This window comes from Maricaulis salignorans, from assembly GCF_900103475.1.
Lineage (GTDB): Bacteria > Pseudomonadota > Alphaproteobacteria > Caulobacterales > Maricaulaceae > Maricaulis > Maricaulis salignorans.
The window spans coordinates 1-17,216 of the sequence record NZ_FNHG01000025.1 but is presented as its reverse complement, the minus strand read 5'-3'; the positions used below and the strand labels follow the sequence as shown (position 1 = coordinate 17,216).

General features: G+C 63.7%; 14 protein-coding genes. 11 read left to right on the top strand and 3 right to left on the bottom strand.

The genetic code is table 11. The features are described 5' to 3' along the window. Positions 1-3: 3 nt before the first annotated feature. From pbpC to BLT42_RS14150, 4 genes are all read left to right on the top strand, one after another. Positions 4-2,046: a penicillin-binding protein 1C gene (gene pbpC, locus BLT42_RS14165; protein ID WP_091771827.1), complete on the top strand. Its 2,043-nt coding sequence runs from the start codon at positions 4-6 to the stop codon at positions 2,044-2,046. Between the two features lie 109 nt (positions 2,047-2,155). Further along, positions 2,156-2,686 (top strand): hypothetical protein, encoded by a 531-nt coding sequence (locus tag BLT42_RS14160; RefSeq protein ID WP_143024171.1) that lies wholly within the window; start codon positions 2,156-2,158, stop codon positions 2,684-2,686. 69 nt (positions 2,687-2,755) lie between these two features. Further along, on the top strand, positions 2,756-3,811 hold the full coding sequence (locus BLT42_RS14155; protein ID WP_091771825.1) for an isoaspartyl peptidase/L-asparaginase family protein: 1,056 nt from the start codon (positions 2,756-2,758) through the stop codon (positions 3,809-3,811). A 2-nt stretch (positions 3,812-3,813) separates the two neighbouring features. Next, complete coding sequence (locus BLT42_RS14150) at positions 3,814-4,482, top strand: TIGR02466 family protein (RefSeq protein WP_176780381.1); 669 nt, start codon at positions 3,814-3,816, stop codon at positions 4,480-4,482. A gap of 9 nt (positions 4,483-4,491) precedes the next feature. Here the strand turns inward: BLT42_RS14150 and BLT42_RS14145 are convergent, their stop codons facing one another. Further along, positions 4,492-5,400: a LysR family transcriptional regulator gene (locus BLT42_RS14145; RefSeq protein ID WP_091771823.1), complete on the bottom strand. Its 909-nt coding sequence runs from the start codon at positions 5,398-5,400 to the stop codon at positions 4,492-4,494. 92 nt (positions 5,401-5,492) lie between these two features. Here BLT42_RS14145 and BLT42_RS14140 point away from each other — a divergent pair, with 92 nt between their 5' ends. The 4 genes from BLT42_RS14140 (at position 5,493) to BLT42_RS14125 (ending at position 8,963) form a co-directional block, all read left to right on the top strand. Further along, positions 5,493-5,954: a tetratricopeptide repeat protein gene (locus BLT42_RS14140; RefSeq protein WP_091771822.1), complete on the top strand. Its 462-nt coding sequence runs from the start codon at positions 5,493-5,495 to the stop codon at positions 5,952-5,954. Positions 5,955-6,172: 218 nt separating this feature from the next. Continuing rightward, positions 6,173-6,808: a carbonic anhydrase gene (locus BLT42_RS14135; protein ID WP_091771821.1), complete on the top strand. Its 636-nt coding sequence runs from the start codon at positions 6,173-6,175 to the stop codon at positions 6,806-6,808. Positions 6,809-6,862: 54 nt separating this feature from the next. Beyond that, positions 6,863-7,888, top strand: a complete 1,026-nt coding sequence (locus BLT42_RS14130) for a hypothetical protein (RefSeq protein ID WP_091771820.1) — start codon at positions 6,863-6,865, stop codon at positions 7,886-7,888. 67 nt (positions 7,889-7,955) lie between these two features. After that, on the top strand, positions 7,956-8,963 hold the full coding sequence (locus BLT42_RS14125) for a fumarylacetoacetate hydrolase family protein (RefSeq protein ID WP_091771819.1): 1,008 nt from the start codon (positions 7,956-7,958) through the stop codon (positions 8,961-8,963). Between the two features lie 94 nt (positions 8,964-9,057). Here the strand turns inward: BLT42_RS14125 and BLT42_RS14120 are convergent, their stop codons facing one another. Continuing rightward, positions 9,058-10,122, bottom strand: coding sequence for an acyltransferase family protein (locus BLT42_RS14120; RefSeq protein ID WP_091771818.1), 1,065 nt, complete (start codon positions 10,120-10,122; stop codon positions 9,058-9,060). Between the two features lie 131 nt (positions 10,123-10,253). Continuing rightward, positions 10,254-10,589, bottom strand: coding sequence for a heat shock protein HspQ (gene hspQ / locus BLT42_RS14115; RefSeq protein WP_091771817.1), 336 nt, complete (start codon positions 10,587-10,589; stop codon positions 10,254-10,256). Positions 10,590-10,917: 328 nt separating this feature from the next. Here hspQ and BLT42_RS14110 point away from each other — a divergent pair, with 328 nt between their 5' ends. From BLT42_RS14110 to BLT42_RS14100, 3 genes are all read left to right on the top strand, one after another. Then, entirely contained in the window at positions 10,918-11,895 is a 978-nt protein-coding gene (locus BLT42_RS14110; RefSeq protein ID WP_233342522.1) for a Ppx/GppA phosphatase family protein, read from the top strand. Then, positions 11,892-12,656, top strand: coding sequence for an RlmE family RNA methyltransferase (locus BLT42_RS14105; RefSeq protein ID WP_091771815.1), 765 nt, complete (start codon positions 11,892-11,894; stop codon positions 12,654-12,656). The genes BLT42_RS14110 and BLT42_RS14105 overlap by 4 nt, the downstream gene beginning before the upstream one ends. Before the next feature lie 1,048 nt (positions 12,657-13,704). After that, on the top strand, positions 13,705-17,216 hold a 3,512-nt coding region (locus BLT42_RS14100), incomplete at its 3' end, for a hypothetical protein (protein ID WP_176780380.1).

Here is a 17,216-nt window from a genome sequence, read left to right as displayed (position 1 = left end):
GTTATGCTGGGTCTGGGCCGGATATACTGGGGCCTCGTTGGCGTCGTGGCCGGGCTTGTCCTGCTACTGGCGCTCGACGAGATATTCCCGCCGCCGCTCGAACAGGCCGGCGCTCGCTCGCAGCTCGTCCGCGATCGTGATGGCGAGTTGTTGCGCGCCTTTCCGGTCGCTGATGGGCGCTGGCGGCTGGCCGCCGACCTCGACCATATCGACCCGGACTTCATCGCTGCGCTGCTGGCCTATGAGGATGCCAATTTCTACCACCATCCCGGCGTCGATCCGGCTGCCGTGGTTCGCGCATCCTGGGAGGGCTTGCGGGCCGGGCGGATCGTGTCGGGGGCCTCGACCCTGAGCATGCAGGTGGCACGTCTGCTGGAGCCACGGCCCCGCACATTCGCTGCCAAATTCCTGCAGATGACGCGCGCCCTGCAGCTGGAATTCCGTCTGACCAAGCGCGAAATCCTTGAGCTCTATCTGACCCTGGCACCCTATGGCGGCAATCTGGAAGGGGTGAGGGCGGCATCCTGGGCCTATTTCGGCCGTGAGCCCGATGCGCTGACCATTGAACAGATCGCATTGCTCATCGCCCTGCCGCAATCGCCCGAAGCGCGCCGGCCTGACCGTCACCCCGAGGCGGCGGTCGCGGCGCGGGGCCGGGTGCTTGACCGGCTGGCGCGGGTGGGACTGGCGCGCACCACGGCGCAGGCCGATGCCGCCCTGGATCCGGCGCCGCAGCGTCGTGCCTTTCCCGGCGATGCCTGGCAGGTCGCTGAAACCCTGGCCCGGCAAAATCGTGACCGCACCGATATGGTGACGACGCTCGATGCCGGCCTGCAACGCGCGCTCGAACAACAGGTGCGCGATAATCTGCCGATGGGTGATCGCTCGGCCCAGATCGCGGTGATGGTGGTAGAAACGCAAAGCCGCGCCGTGCGGGCCGCGGTCGGATCGTCAGGCCGCGACCGTCCGGGCGGCTGGATTGATCTGACGACAAGGCCCCGATCCCCCGGATCGACCCTGAAACCCTTCATCTACGCGATGGCGTTTGATGATGGCCTGGCCGCGCCGGACACGCATATTGCTGATCTGCCGCGACGCTTTGCCGGCTATCAGCCCGACAATTTCGACCGCCGTTTCCGCGGCGATGTCACCATTGCCGAAGCCTTGCAGCACTCACTCAACATCCCGGCCGTCAGCACGCTCGATGATGTCGGTGCGAGGCGGTTTTCTGCGGCGCTCGGCTTTGCCGGGGCGCGACCGGAGCGTCCGCAAGGGGCAGCGCGGGATGACGGACTTGCCGTGGCGCTGGGTGGTGCCGGGCTGAGCGTGCGCCAATTGGCGGTCCTCTATGCTGCGTTGGGCGATGGCGGTCATGCCCGGCCCTTGCGCTGGCTCGCGGCTGAGGATGCGATCGAACCGGGGACCGGCTTTGCCCTTGTGAGCGCGGAATCGGCGCGCGAAATTCTCACAATCTTGCGTCGGGCACCGCATCCCGGCGGACGTATGCCCGCCAGCCTGACCACGGCGGCTCCGGAAATCGCCTTTAAAACAGGTACATCTTACGGGTTCCGCGATGCCTGGTCGGCGGGGGTATCCGGTCGCTACACGGTGGTGGTCTGGGTCGGGCGGGCCGATGGTGTGCCGCGCGAGGGGATTACCGGACGCGAGGGGGCATTGCCGCTTCTATTCCGTGTTTTCGATCTGATCGACAGCCTTGAGCCGACGCAGGCCCAGCCTGGTCGCGATGATAGCGCGCTGCCGCCAGCGCCTCAAACCCTGGCGCGTTTCCAGCTCGACCCGGCGCCGCAAATCCTGTTTCCACCTGATGGATCAGAGGTTTGGGCAGAACGTCCCGGACGGGGTTTCGTGCTGGCTGCGCAGGGACAAAGCGCGGTGAACTGGTATGCCGATGGCCAGCCGGTTGGGCGCAATGCGCTTGGTGATGCGGTCTGGTATCCGGGCGGGCCCGGCTTTTATCTCGTCGAAGTGGTTGATGCGGAAGGGCGTCGTTCACGAGCGCGGGTGCGTATCCGTATGGATAGCTGACCGCCGGCACGGCCATCGGGACGCACGCGCTTGTGATCGGGAGGCAGGCGACCGGGCCCTGCCATTCGCCTATGCTGGGTCCACTGGACCCCTGCTGCGGAGTTGCCACGTGCTGATTGCTAGCCTAGCGCTGTTTGCCAGCCTCGCCGGAAGTGCGGTTGACGCCGAGCCTTCGATGCTGCTCGGCGTTGCGACACGCGAAAGCAAGACGCTGCTCGGGGAGGACGCCGAGGCCCTCTATGCCCTGCAATTGACGACCCGGGACCGGCGCCTGTGCCAGGTCCGTGCCTTTTTTCGCGGCGCCTCGCCCCGCACGGCGCGGTATTGCTCGGGCCGTGTCACCGGGCGCCAGGTCGCGCGCTCCGGTGTCGCCGTGCTGGGCGTCGGTGAAGTCGTGCAGGGCGTAGGCGCGTGTCTTTCGCGCGATGGCCGGATCGTCGCGGTGCGCTTCCATACCCGGGCCGGTGCGGCGGTGACGGCCCAGACCGAGACCTGTACCCGCAGCTATCAGCAGGTCCTGTGCCGCGGCGACTGGGTGGTCCAGGGCGTGCAACTCTATTTTGGCGGCGCCAGCTGGCTGCGGCCTCAGCCCAGCCTGCTGGGCTTGCGACCCTTGTGCACCGCGCCCGAGACGGTCTGACCAGGGCCGACTGCTTGCATGCTGACCCGATTGAGGCAAACTTGGTCCCGAGAAGGGGAGTTTACAAACATGCGTCATTTCCTGATTGCGGCCATGACCGCCATCCTTGCCACACCCGCCGCGCTGGCCCAGGACCCGCCGCAATGGGCGCTGGTTGTTCATGGCGGCGCCGGGGTGATTGAACGCGGGGCGATGACACCGCGGACCGATGCCGCCTATCGCGCTGCGATGGCGCGCGCGCTGGCGACCGGTGAGGGTGTGCTGGAAACCGGCGGCACGGCGATTGATGCGGTTGAGGCGATCATTCGCGAATTCGAGGATGATGCGATGTTCAATGCCGGACGCGGCGCGGTGTTTACCGCCGCCGGCCGCAATGAGCTTGATTCCTCGATCATGGATGGCCGCGACCTCAATGCCGGCGCAGTGGCCGGTGTGACGTCGGTGCGCCACCCGATCTCGCTGGCCCGGGCGGTGATGGAGCATTCCCCGCATGTAATGCTGCAGGGCGAGGGCGCGGAGACTTTTGCCGGGGAGCAGGGGCTGGAAACTGTCCCGCCAGCCTTCTTCTTCACCGAGCGCCGCTGGGCCTCGCTGGAGGGCGAGCTGGGACGGCTTGGACTGCCGATCCCGCACCGCCCCGAAGGCGCCCCGGACCCGGAGCCGGTCGATGAGGGCGCCTTGCTGCGCGACAGCCGCGAGCACCGTTTCGGAACGGTGGGCGTGGTGGCCCTCGATACCGAAGGCAATATCGCAGCAGGCACCTCGACGGGCGGCACGACGGCCAAGCGATGGGGCCGGGTCGGCGACAGCCCGATCCTCGGCGCCGGCACCTATGCGAATAACCGGTCCTGCGGCGTTTCAGCGACGGGCACGGGGGAGTATTTCATCCGCCTGACCGTGGCCAGCCGGATCTGTGCCCTGGTGGAATTCGAAGGGCTGACGCTGCAGGCGGCGGCCGACCGGGTGATCCAGGACGAGTTGACGGCAATGGGCGGCGATGGCGGCATTGTCGCTTTGACGCCCGGCGGCGACATCGCCTGGAGCTTCAATACACCGGGCATGTATCGGGCACGCCTGAGTGCCGGCGGCGAACCGCTGGTGGCGATTTATGGCGATGAGGAATGAGCATGACACCGCCTGACGCGACGCCCGAGCCGGACATCAAGCTGAATATGCTGTTCGCAACGCCGGTGATTGAAGTCCGCCTGCCCATGGCACAGCAATTGATCGAGCCATTGCGCCGGGTCGTGACGGCGCGCCGGGCCCAGTCGAAGGGCATAGCGCGCTCGAATATTCTGGGCTGGCATTCTGACACTGAAATGCTGCAATGGGGCGGCGAGGCGGCTCAGACCCTCGCGATCGAGACGATGAAGATCTGTGGCCGTTTCACCAGCGATATCGCGGCCGACCAGGGCCAGTCACGCTATGAGATGGGCCTTGAAATGTGGGCCAATATATCGCCAGCCGGGGCGTCAAACCAGATGCATTGCCATCCCGGTTCTTTCTGGTCGGCCAGCTTCTATGTCGATGATGGCGGGGACAGCCGGGACGGCTTGTTTGTCGCCCAGGATCCACGCTTTCCGGCGGTGCGAATGGCGGCGCCCGATCTGGTCTTCATGGATGGTGATGGCCAGCGCCAGCTGTCGCAGCATCGCATTGCGCCGGAACCCGGAAAGCTCGTCATCTTCCCATCATGGCTGATGCATGCGGTTCGGCCGCACACGGGTATTCGCGACCGGATCTCCATCGCCATGAATGTTCTGGCGCTGCCGACCCCGCCATCGCCGCCGGCCTGATCCGTTTGCCTACAGCACCGAGGCCGCGCCGCGGGTGAAATAGGCATTGTCGGCCGTCATCTGTTCGATGATGTGGTCATAGGCCGCGCGAATGCGGCCGCTCTTGCGTACGGTTTCGTGTGCCACCACCCAGAGGTCGAGCGAGGAATTGAAGTCAGGCAGAACGCGTTCCAGATCGGGGTATTGGCGGGCCAGGCGGTGCGAGGTGACGCCAATGCCGAACCCGGCCTCGAGGCCGCGAACATGGGTGGTCGGGCTATTGGCCCGGAAGGCGATATGATGGGGCAGGACCGGAGCGCCCTCAGCCGTATTGGGCCAGCCGAAATAATCGCCCATCGACCAGCCGACGCAGGTATGGTCGGCCAGATCCTCGACGCGGCTCGGTCTGCCCTGTTTTTCCAGATAGGCTTTCGAGGCGTAGAGCCCGGCCCCGACCGTGGCGCCGCGCCGTCCAATCAGACTCTGCTGGGTTCCGGGCCCGTTCCAGCGCAAGGCTATATCGGCCTCGCGGTCGGCGAGATTGGCGGAGTGATTCTTGATCGATATCTCGACGCCAATTCCGGGATTCATGTGATGAAAGCTGACGAGGGCGCGCGGCAACCAGTCGGCACCAATGCCCTCGGATGCGGAAATGACCACCAGGCCTGACAGGCTCTGATCCTGGGCGACAACAGCGCGCTCGATCGCCGAGGCCTCTTCGCGCATGCGCGCGGCATGGGCGACAACCTTCTGGCCGAGCGGCGTCAGACGCGCCTGGCCGTTCTCCCGCTCGAATACCGGCTCTCCAAACCGCTGTTCCAGCGCCTGCAGGCGGCGGGTGACGGTGGGCTGACTGACGCCGAGCTGATGCGCGGCGGCCGTCAGGCTGCCCGCTTCTGAAATGGCGAGGCAAACGAGGTAATCGGACCAATCTTCCATTCAAATATGTATATCGATGATCCTGAATTCGTCAATTCCATTCGAAGAACTTAGTTCTCAAAATAAACGCTGTTCACTCATGGAGTCCCCCGATGTTCCGTTCAATTCTTCTGGCAAGCGTTCTTGCCGCCGGTGCCGCCAGTGGCGCCCAGGCCCAGGCTTGCGATGCCGAGCCACAATTTGCCGCACACCGTACCGCCAATGGTCTGGTGCGGGCCCAGTATAACGCCGTCACGCGCAGCCAGTGGCCGCAAGCCATCCATTTTGGCGAGGAAGTCGCCGGCTCGGGCGCGGCCTCGGGTCAGCGCGCCGCTGCTCTGACCAATCTGTGCTACGCCTTCGCGGCGACTGCCGAATACGACCAGGCCGTGGAAGCCTGCAATGCCGCGATCGAGCTGCGGCCGGATGCCTGGCGCGCGATCAATAATCGCGGTGCCGCCCAATGGCTTGCCGGCGATCACGCCGCAGCGACGGCTGATTTCAACGCCGCCGCGACTCTGGCCGGGAATGAAGACGAAGTTCAGGCGAATCTTTCCCTCGCCCGGTGCGGCTAGGCCTGGCGGCCCTTCGCGGGCCATCAGACCTGTTATCGCATTCATGCGGGCCGGAGCGATTGCTCCGGCCCGCTTTTTTTGCTGACAGAGCTATCTTCTAAAGCGGCAGTTTTGCCAGTAAAACATCGGTTCGCGCCCTCTGCTGTGCCGCTACCGGCCTGCAGGACACCCCCCGCCAGTCCCGCTGATCGCGGGGCGCAGAGCCGAAATGAGGACTGATGACCCAAGGCCCTCCACACAAACTCGTCGCAGGCTATCGCCGCTTCCGTTCCAAGAGCTACCCGGCGGAGCGTGCGCTCTACCAGTCGCTCAGCGAGGGCCAGAAACCGCACACATTGGTGATTGCCTGTTCCGACAGCCGCGTCGACCCGGTCCATATTTTCGGCGCGCATCCGGGCGATCTTTTTGTGGTTCGCAATGTCGCCAATCTCGTGCCGCAAATCGACCTGGATGGTGGACGCCACGGCGTCTCGGCCGCGCTCGAATTCGCGGTGGAACGGCTGGCGGTCGAGCATGTCGTCGTGATGGGCCATGGCCAGTGCGGTGGTATTGAGGCCTGTGCCATCGGGCTCGACAAGCTTGAGAGCCAGTTTCTCGGCCCCTGGCTGGAACCGCTCCAGCCAGCCCGCGCCGAGGTGATTGCCCGGGTGGGCGAGGAGAGCCTGGCGACGGTTTGTGATCAGATGGAATTGCTGGCCGTGGAGCATTCAGTCCGGCGCCTGCATCAATTCCCCTTCGTGACCGAGGCAATCAGGAATCGCGGCATGCAATTGCACGGCGCACGCTTCTCTATCGCTTCGGGTATTCTGGAGTGGATGAATGCCGACGGTGTGTTCGTGCCGGTGGTCCCGTGATCGGGCCAGGCCCATTATCGTTGCCACCGCGACTGGACCGGTAGGAGTATCGCAGTGAGCAAACCGCCGCAGATTGCCGCCGATCCACTCTGGTTTCCTGATGCCCATGATGCCAATAGCCATACAGTGCGGCTCAGCCGCGTAAGCCGCAAGGCGCTGGCCGAGGAAGCCTTTCTCGATGATCGCTGGGACCGCGCCGGTGCTGCGCAGATGGCGCATCCGGTCAGCGATTTCGCGAGCCTCGTGGCGCCGAAGCGCGCGCCTCGCTTTATCTGGCACACGGCATTTTGTGGCTCGACCCTGCTGGCCCGCTGTCTCGACAAGCCGGGCAGCAATCTCAGCCTCAAAGAGCCGGACGTGCTGATGAGCCTGGCGAATATGAAGCGCACCCAGGGCCCACAGGCCCTGCAGCGCGAGCTGGGCCCGGTCCTGGCGCTGTTGGCGCGGCCCTTCGTGCGGCGCGAGCAGGTGACGATCAAACCCTCCAACACCGTCAATAATCTGATGGGTGATGTTGTGGCGCTGTTGCCGGACGCCCGGCATTTGCTGCTCTACTCCGACCTTCGGGCCTTTCTGCTCTCGATTACAAAGAAGGGCGAGCCGGGGCGGGCCTTTGCCCGCCAGTTATTCACGATTTTCGCGATGGACGGGCATCCGATCGCGCAGACACCGCCGCGCGAATTGCTCAAACTCACCGACCTTCAGATCGCGGCGCTGGTCTGGCACATGCAGGTCGCCAGCTTGCTGGCGGCAAGCCGGAATGGCGGCGCGGGACAAATCGCGTCGCTCGATGGCGACCGTTTCTTGCACGCGCCGGAGCCGGCCCTGAACGCGGTGGACGCTTTCCTCGGCCTGGGACTGGGCGCAGACCAGATCCGCCTCATCGTGTCGGGGCCGATCTTTGGCCGCGATTCCAAGGATCCGGCGAAAGCCTACAGCGCCGAGCACCGGGCGCGGGAGGCCGAGCAGACGGCCGCCGCGATCGGTCCGGCGCTCGATGCGACGATCGAATGGAGTTATGGCCTGTTTCCGGCCTCGCCACGCGCGGGCGGCATGCCGCATCCATTGCTGGCGAACTGACGCGGCTTGGGCCACACTGCCGGCAGGGCAAGCCTTTGGGAATTCACAAGAAGGGAAGTCAACGCACATGAAACTCGCCTCGCTCAAAAACGGCCATCGCGATGGAAAGCTTGTTGTTGTATCGAAGGATCTGGCCTGGTGCACCGATGCCAGCCTGATCGCGCCGACGCTGCAGGCAGCGCTCGATGACTGGGATCGCTGTGAGCCGGCCCTGCGGACGCTGGCCGAGCAGCTCGAGCGTGAGACGGTGCCGTCGGAACGCTTCCATGAGCGCGAAGCGCTCTCGCCCTTGCCGCGCGCCTATCAGTGGGCCGATGGCTCGGCCTACGTCAATCATGTCGAATTGGTGCGCAAGGCCCGCAATGCGGAAATGCCGGCGACCTTCTGGACCGATCCCCTGATGTATCAGGGCGGCTCCGATGCCTTCCTTGCCCCGCGTGATGATATCCCGCTCGGTGACGAAGCCTGGGGCTGTGACATGGAAGGCGAGATCGCCGTGATCACCGGCGATGCACCGGCGGGCTGTTCGCCCGACGAGGCGGCCAAGGCCATCCGTCTGGTGATGCTGGTCAATGATGTGTCCTTGCGGGGGCTGATTCCGGGCGAGCTGGCCAAGGGGTTCGGCTTCTTCCAGTCCAAACCGCCATCGGCCTTCTCACCCGTCGCGGTCACGCCCGACGAGCTCGGCACGGCCTGGGACGGCAAGAAATTGCGGGGCGAATTGCTGGTGAAGTATAATGGCGAATTGTTCGGCAAGGCCGAGTGCAGCACCGACATGACCTTTGATTTCGGTCAGTTGATCGCCCATCTGGCCAAGACGCGGCCGCTGACCGCTGGCACGATTGTCGGATCCGGCACGGTTTCCAACAAGCTTGATGGCGGTCCGGGCAAGCCGGTTTCCGAGGGCGGGGTTGGTTATTCCTGCATCGCGGAAATCCGTATGATCGAGACGATCAACAATGGCAAACCGTCCACGCCCTTCATGAAGTATGGCGATACGGTCCGCATTTCGATGAAGGATGCCGACGGGCATCTCATCTTCGGCGCGATTGAACAGACAGTCGTCAAGGCCTGAGGCCTGACGCCGCCTCTATCCACGAGAAAGGCCAGGACCGGCACCGGTCCTGGCCTTTTTTCATGTTGTGTGCCGGCGCTGTCAAATCGCGCTGTCAGATCGCGCTGGCGGGACGCGGCATGGCGGCGGCGTGCGGGCTCGCCGACCGGCGCGATTTCAGTCCCAGCGCCAGGAGCGGCGCAAAGCCACCCACCCGAAGTGTCACGATCTGGAACACCACGGGGGCACCAAGGCCGGCAATCATGCCGAGCGCCAGACCCAGCGAGGCGTCGGGCATGCCGATGAAGTTGTAGACCATCTGCAGGCCGAGCGCGCCGAACATGTGGTAGAGATAGATCGAGAAGGAATACTGGCCGAGCCAGGCCAGCGGCGCGATCGAGAAGCGGTGCATGATCAGCGCGCCGGAGAAGCACAGGCCCAGACCCAGAGCGACGGCGTCACGGCGCAGCAGCTCATGGCCCGGATCGGTCAACACGATATAGGCATGTACCGCCAGCATCGAGACCAGGCCGCCAATCAGGACGGTCGAGACCAGCTGACGCGGCAATTGCGCGACCTTGGCCATTTCCATCCGGTTGATCACCAGGCCGAGCGCGAAGAAGGGCGCCAGATAAGGCGTGTGGAAGAAAGAGAAGAGTTTGATCTCGCCGCCAAACGGGGTGAGGAAAAGCAGGGATGTGACCACCAGGAAGCCGATCGCGACCTGCAGCGGTGCGCGCGGCCAGATCCAGTCCAGCGCGGCGATGACGAGGAAGATCGTCAGGATGGAATGCAGGAACCAGAAATGCGCATAGGGCTCCAGATAGACCTGCCAGAAATCGCCCAGCGGCACGGCATAGGCCCCGCCGAGCACCGTATTGACGACGGCGAAGGCGGTGGCGGCGAACAGATAGGGCAGGACCAGGCGGCGCGTCTTGCCGGTCAGGAATTTGCCGCCTTCACCGCGCCGGATCGGCCGGTAGGCGTAGACGAAGCCCGACAGCATGGCGAAGAGCGGCATGCGCAGATGGAAGAACAGGGCCGAGAACAGGGCGAAGGGGTGATCCCAGTCGAGACGCAGGCCGTGTTCGGGCGCTTCGCCAATGACGTGGAAGGCCACCAGCAGGACGCAGGCCAGCCCGCGCAGCGTATCGATTCCCATATTCCGGTTGTCAGTCATCAGCTGCGCTCCTCGTCCAGACGCCGGATGTATCAATCCGGGCACAGGTCGGGAGGACAGCAAGTCACGGGCCAGAAACAGGGTCCGGACCGGACCGGCTCGAGGCTTGTGAGAACAGGGTTTATGCCGGGTTAATTGGAGACTTGCGGCAGGTCGCGCAGAATGTAGCGGGTGCCGTCAAAAGCCTCGAAAGCCTCGTCGATCTGCGGGTGGCTGATCGGACCGTTTTCCGCGTCCGGCAGCAGGTTCTGCTCGGAGACATAGGCGCCGTAATAGCTGTCCTCATTCTCGGCGAGCAGGTGATAGAAGGGCTGATCGCGATCGGGGCGAACTTCGGCCGGGATTGATTCATACCATTCCTCGGTATTGGAAAATTCGGCGTCGACATCAACGATCACACCGCGAAACGGGTAGAGTCGGTGACGAACGACATCGCCCAGGCCAAATTTTGCTTCTCGCATTTCCATCACAACACTCTGAACCTTGCCGGTTAATTTCGCGTGGGCCAATCGCAGTCGGTACTGCGGGTGTGCCGCCCCCGCCTGGCGCCTGCTTGCGTTACGCCGCCTTGCGGCCTTGTGGAAGACGCGTATGCTGATCATGAAGACTAAATCAGGCCAGATCGTGTTGCGCCAGCCTTTGCAGGCGCACCGTACTGGCGAGAGGACTGACATGGCGGAGCCTTCGCCCCCGGATAATCCGGGGACCGGATCCGCCGCACGCAAGCGGAGCGGACGGCGTCGGCCGACCATTCCCGTGTACGGCGCGATCGATCTGGGTACGAATAATTGTCGCATGCTGCTCGCGCAACGCACGAGCGGCGGGTTTCAGGTCATTGATGCGTTTTCCCGCGTCGTTCGCCTCGGCGAAGGGCTGAATGCGCATGGCGTGCTCTCCGAGGGGGCCATGGACCGGGCCGTCGATGCCTTGCGTGTCTGTGCCGACAAGCTCGGCCGCCACGCCCAGATCCGCCACCGGGCGATTGCCACACAGGCCTGCCGCGAGGCCAGCAATGGCGTTGAATTCCTCGAGCGGGTGAAGGCGGAAACCGGTATCGCCTTCGACCTCATCACGCCCGAGGAGGAAGCGCGCCTGGCCTTGCATGGCTGTCTCGACCTGCTCGATGAGGAGAAGGATGCCGCGCTGGTGATCGATATCGGCGGCGGTTCCACCGAATTGTCCTGGGTCGACCTGGCCGCTTGGCGCGAGCGCGGCGGGCTGCAGAGCGGCGGCCGGCCACCGGTGCGCTCCTGGACCTCGACGCCGGTCGGCGTTGTCACCCTGGCGGAGCGCTTTCCCGAGCGCGAGGATCGTCAGGCCTGGTATGATGATATGAAATCCTATGCGCGCCAGCTGATGAAGACGCCGCGCGGCGCGCGCTCCATGCGGTCGCTTTTCTCCGAAGGCCGGGCGCATCTGGTCGGCACGTCGGGGACGGTCACCTCGATCGCCGGCGTGCATTTGCGTCTGCCCCGCTATGAGCGCGCCAAGGTCGACGGTTTGTGGATGAGCTGCGCCGAGGCGGAAGCCGCCTGCACCCGCCTGCGGGTACTTGATCTGGCGGGGCGTTCGAAGGAGCCGACGATTGGCAGCGACCGGGCCGAGCTGGTACTGGCGGGCTGTGCGATCTATGAAGCGGTGGCCGAGCTGTGGCCGGCGGAGAATTTGCGCGTCGGTGATCGCGGCTTGCGCGAGGGCCTGTTGCTCAATCTGATGCGCCGTAACAAATCACGCCGCCGCAAGAAGAAATCGCCGGGAGCGACCAGCACATGAGTGGACCTTCGGACGAAGACGACAACAAGTCGGCCGGTGACACCCCGCCGGTCGATGACAATAAGCGCCGCCGCCGTGTCGGTGGCCCCGTCACCAAGGGCGGTGACAGCCGCGCCTCGAAACAGATGTTCGAGCGCGTCAAGACCGCGCGTGGCCGCAAGACCTCGTCGAAGAACTGGCTCCAACGCCAGCTCAATGACCCCTATGTCAAGAAAGCCCAGATGGAGGGCTATCGCTCCCGCGCCGCCTACAAGCTGATCGAGCTCGACGAGCGCTTCCGCTTTATCCGGCCGGGCATGCGCATTGTCGATCTCGGCTCGGCGCCGGGCGGCTGGCTGCAGGTCTGCGTCAAGAAGGGCGTTTCCGAAGTGATCGGGATTGACCTTCTGCCGATTGACCCGATCGATGGCGCGACGATTTTCGAGAAGGATTTCACCGAGGACGACGCGCCCGACATGGTCAAGGCCGCGATGGGCGGACCGGCCGATGGCGTGATCTCGGATCTGGCACCGTGGACGACCGGCCACAAGAATACCGACCATGTCCGCATTGTTGGCCTGGTCGAGCTGGCGACCCTGTTCGCGTTTGAAACCCTCAAGCCGGGCGGCTTCTTCATCGCCAAGGTTTTCCAGGGCGGCGCCGAGGCCGATCTGCTCGAACAGCTCAAACAGCGTTTTGGCAAGGTGCGCCATTTCAAACCGGCCTCGAGCCGTTCGGAAAGCGCCGAGACGTTCTTGATCGCGATGGGATTCAAGGGCTGAGGCGGTTTTTGGCGGCGAACACTCTGCCAGTCTGCCATCCTGTCATTGCGGGGCTGCAGCCCTGCCAGTAAAGGCCCGGGCGCCATGACAGGGCGGATGGCAGAGCCTGTCAGCCTGTCAGCCTGTCAGCCTGCCACCGAAGCACCGGCCCCGCGCCTGCACAATGCCCGCCGTCCGGTGGCATTCCGGCGCGACGCGGACGCGTTTTTGGTGATCCATCGACGATGTCAAAGAGCGAAAACGGCCGCGATTATGGCCGCGCGCCGCCGGGGGGCGGACAAGCTGGACCGCGAGGGGACACGGCAGCTGTGCTGCCGGTGCGGGTTGGCGCTGGTGCGCGCACCGGCCGCTGAATTCAAACAACGCCCCGCTCGTGCCGTGCGTGTGGCTCGGGCCGGTAATTTCGTCCGTTCCCGGTTTTTGATGGCGGGCCGTCACATTGCTCGGTTCAGACAACCTTTACGTTCGTTATTGGCTGTGTAAGATCCCTGCGTGATTAATCCCTACTTGTGTAGACCCGCATTACACGGATTGTTTTCTTATGCTCCCAAGCCTTCGCTCTTCCATCCTGGCCTGCGTGACTGTGCTCTCTCTTGCTGGCGTTCCGACTGCAGCGATCGGGCAAGGGTTTCCCTTCCCCCCGCCCGGCGGTGGAGGAGGATTTGGTGGAGAAATCGTTGCGCAGGTTGAGTGGGACAAGCGCCTCAATATCGAAGAGCGGCTCCAGCCTCTTGGCGACGACTTGTTTGGTGACAGGATCGATCCGCACACCGGCAGCATAGACTTTCTTCAGACCGACATCGTCATTCCTGGTAATTCAGGCCTTCAAGTTGCCTTGCACCGCAGGAACAGGCAGGGGCGGCTTTACGGGCAAACGAATGCCGAGTTCGGCGATTGGGAATATGTCGTGCCGCGCATTCGCGTGGTGACCGCCGATATCCGGCCTTGGACGGGCGATCGCTGCTCGACCTCATTCAACAGCCAATTCACCTCGGTATTCACAAGTCGCAGTCACACAATAAGGGGCTCTGAGTACTCCAATGGAGTCATGCTGGAGGTCGGTGGGTCCAGTGAAGCCGTATTGGAAAATCCACGCGGTGCGCCTTGGCCGAGCAATGCCACCCATGTAACGAATTCGAACTGGTATTTCACGTGTCAGGGCAACAATACCTTCATCGGTCATGCACCGAATGGCCAGACCTATCGCTTCGACCGTCACATCGTTCGCGATGCCATGCCGGGTGGGGCTTTCAACGACGGTTCGCTCAACCGTGACACGCATATCCTGGCAGCAACCGAAGTCACCGATCAACACGGCAATTGGGTGCGCTACACCTATGATTCGAGTGGCCGTCTGACCCGCATTCACGGCAATGACGGACGCCAGATAACCCTGAACTATAGCGGCAGTTCCCAGCTCGTCTCTTCTGCCAGCGCCAATGGGCGCACCTGGACCTACACCTATCGGACGTCGACCAACACCGATGGAACCTGGATCCCTGAACAGTATGTCGACGGCGGAACGATACTCGCATCGCTGACGCTTCCGGATGGACGGGCCTGGACCTTCAATCTCGACCGTTTCCAATCCTCGACACCGCCCTCGCGGTTTTGTCTGGGAATGTACAATCTTTCGATGACGCACCCGTCCGGGGCGCAGGGCGATTTCACATTGCGAACCTATGCGCTTCGCGCAAGCTACGACTCGCGAACGCGCCAATCGGTCATGTGTCCTTTCCTCGGTGCCCAAGGCCCGGGCGACCCGGGGACCGGCGGCGCTTATCCGCTCGTCGATGCGACCGCCGTGCCAGTGATCGGGATCATGGAGAAATCGATTTCCGGACCGGGCTTGCCGACAGCCACATGGACTTATGAGTACGAGCAGGACACCACGTCGGGCACATCCCTCAGCGATCCGACCAATTGGTCCCGCGTGACGGGCCCCGATGCTGTGGTTACCTTCTACCATCGCTGGCGCGACCAGCCCGAAGGCGGTGCGCAAACCCGCGTCGAAGTCCGTGCCTCCGCAGGCGGTCCCGTCCTTGAAGCCACCGACACGACTTATATCGTGGAAGCCCGGTTCGGCGATGCCGGGCCCAGCGGGTTGACCCCGATCGATCTGTCATCGCTACCGCGGCGGACGGCGGTCCAGACCCGCAATCGGGGCGGCGATGTCTACACGACCGATTATAGCTACAATACGAATAGCGGATCTTCGACCTATAGCTGGGGCAATCCGGTACAGAGTCTCCAGGAGTCGAATTTGCCAGGCGTTGGCCAGCGCACGACAGATACGGAATACGAACACAATACGAGCGCCTGGATCCTCGGCCTGCCGGAACGTGTGGTGCTCAATGGCGTCGAGTTTTATGACGTTACCTATGATAGCGACGGCATGCCGACCGGTATCGACCAATTCGGCACACGGGTTGAGACCCGGAGCTATAACGGCGACGGAACCCTGGCCTGGACCCGCGACGCGCTGAACAGGCAAACCAGTTTTTCCAGCTACCTCCGGGGTCAGCCTCGCACGATCACTCTGGCCGACAGCAATACTATCCAGGTGGCCGTCGACAATAATGGCTGGATCACCGGTGTCACCAATGCCCGGGGGTATACCTCCGGATACGCCTACAATGCCGCTGGCTGGTTGACGGGTATCGACCGGCCATCCCCCTTCGCCGATACCACCATCGCCTATACCGGCCTCGGTGCCGGGATCGTGCAGACGCTGACGACCGGGACGGTGCAGGTCACGACCACGCATGACAGGTTACACCGGCCTCTGCTGGTCCGGCGTCAGTCCCTGACCACCGGTGGCTCCACCTATCAGCGGACGCAATATGACGCGACGGGCCGGGTCACATTTACCTCGTTGCCGGCGGCCACCTCAGCGGCGCCAGACGGCATCACGACGCAATATGACAGTCTCGGCCGGGTCATCGAGACAGCCGAGACGGTGGCGCCCTATGCCACGACCCTGACCGCCTATCTGTCAGGCAACCGCACCCGCACCACCGACCCGATGGGCAATATCACGACGTCGACGGCGTCGGGCTATGGCGGCCCGGGCGACGGCAATACGGTCGAGATCGCCCAACCGATGGGGCTCACCACTCTGATGAGCTATGACATCTGGGGCAATCTGCTGACCGCGCGCCAGTTCGGCAGCCATAATGGCTATAACGTCGATCAGACGCAGCGCTATTTCTACGATACGCGGTTTCGCCTGTGCCGGCTCTCGGTCCCGGAAAACCGTGACACCCTGTTTGGCTATGACAATGCCGGCCAGCTTACCGGAATCAGCCGTGGCCGACCCGTCGCCACCGGCTGTGCCAACCTGACGTCGAACTTTACCGTCGACCAGTCCTGGGACAGTCGGGGCCGCCTGACGCAGATCGATTATCCCGACGCCTCGCCCGATGTCGATCTGAGCTATGACGCCAATGGCAATCTGGTCTCGGCGCTCCGCGGCACGACCAGCTGGACCTATAGCTATGACGCCCTCGATGCCCTGACCGGCGAGACACTGGCGCTTGATGGCCGCAGCTTCGCCTCGAGCTACACGCGCAATGCCAATGGCTTCATCACCGCGCGCACCTCGCCGTCCGGCCGCACGATCAACTACACGCCCGACGGCTTCGGCCGCGCGACTGCATTGACGATTGGCAGTTCGACCTATGCCAGCGCCGCGAACTATCACGTCAATGGTGCCCTGACATCTTTGAGCTATGGCAATGGCCGCCAGCTGGCGATCGCCTTCAATGCCCGCCAGCTGATGAGCGATATGGTGGTCAATGGCGGCGGCACCCTGATCGATCTGGACTATAGCCATGATGCCAATGCCCGCATCACCACGATCACCGATCATGTCCAGGCCAGCCAGACCCGCGGTTTCGGCTATGATGGTCTGGGCCGCCTCATCACCGCCAGCGGCCCCTGGGGCAGTGGCAGTTTTGACTATGACCCGCTGAATAATCTGCGTGGCCAGACGCTGGGCAGCCGCACGGTGGAGGTCGATTACAACAGCCTCAACCGCGTCAAGCGGGTGCGCGACAGCGATACCGGCAATGTCTGGCGCAATTACAGCTATGATAATCGCGGCAATACGGCTTCCAACGGCCAGCTCAACTGGACCTATGATCGCTCCGAACAGCCCGTCGCCATCTCCGGCAGCAATAGCGGCGATTTCGTTTATGATGCCCACCGTCGGCGCGTGCGCCAGACCATCAATGGCGAGACGGTTTATTCGGTCTACGATGCGGCCGGCACGCTGGTCTTCCGCAATAATGTCACCAATGGCGAGACCAATGATTTCCTGCGCCTTGCCGGGCGCACCGTGGTGCGGCTCTCCGAGACCTCGTCCGGCACGGCGGCCTTCTTCACCCATGGCGATCATCTCGGCTCACCGCTCGCTGCCACCACGTCCAGTGGCGGCCTGCTCTGGCGGGAGGACTACACGCCGTTCGGCGAAGCGCGCCAGCAGCCCGTCGCCAATGAAGAGGGCGACAGCTTCACCGGCCACATCACCGACACCGATACCGGCATGGTCTACATGCA

Bases quoted from the DNA above. Each gene is read 5' to 3' on its own strand.
- pbpC (WP_091771827.1), top strand. From the start codon at position 4: ATGCTGGGTCTGGGCCGGATATACTGGGGCCTCGTTGGCGTCGTGGCC.
- BLT42_RS14155 (WP_091771825.1), top strand. From the start codon at position 2,756: ATGCGTCATTTCCTGATTGCGGCCATGACCGCCATCCTTGCCACACCC.
- BLT42_RS14150 (WP_176780381.1), top strand. From the start codon at position 3,814: ATGACACCGCCTGACGCGACGCCCGAGCCGGACATCAAGCTGAATATG.
- BLT42_RS14145 (WP_091771823.1), bottom strand. From the start codon at position 5,400: ATGGAAGATTGGTCCGATTACCTCGTTTGCCTCGCCATTTCAGAAGCG.
- BLT42_RS14140 (WP_091771822.1), top strand. From the start codon at position 5,493: ATGTTCCGTTCAATTCTTCTGGCAAGCGTTCTTGCCGCCGGTGCCGCC.
- BLT42_RS14135 (WP_091771821.1), top strand. From the start codon at position 6,173: ATGACCCAAGGCCCTCCACACAAACTCGTCGCAGGCTATCGCCGCTTC.
- BLT42_RS14125 (WP_091771819.1), top strand. From the start codon at position 7,956: ATGAAACTCGCCTCGCTCAAAAACGGCCATCGCGATGGAAAGCTTGTT.
- BLT42_RS14120 (WP_091771818.1), bottom strand. From the start codon at position 10,122: ATGACTGACAACCGGAATATGGGAATCGATACGCTGCGCGGGCTGGCC.
- hspQ (WP_091771817.1), bottom strand. From the start codon at position 10,589: ATGGAAATGCGAGAAGCAAAATTTGGCCTGGGCGATGTCGTTCGTCAC.
- BLT42_RS14110 (WP_233342522.1), top strand. From the start codon at position 10,918: ATGCTGCTCGCGCAACGCACGAGCGGCGGGTTTCAGGTCATTGATGCG.
- BLT42_RS14105 (WP_091771815.1), top strand. From the start codon at position 11,892: ATGAGTGGACCTTCGGACGAAGACGACAACAAGTCGGCCGGTGACACC.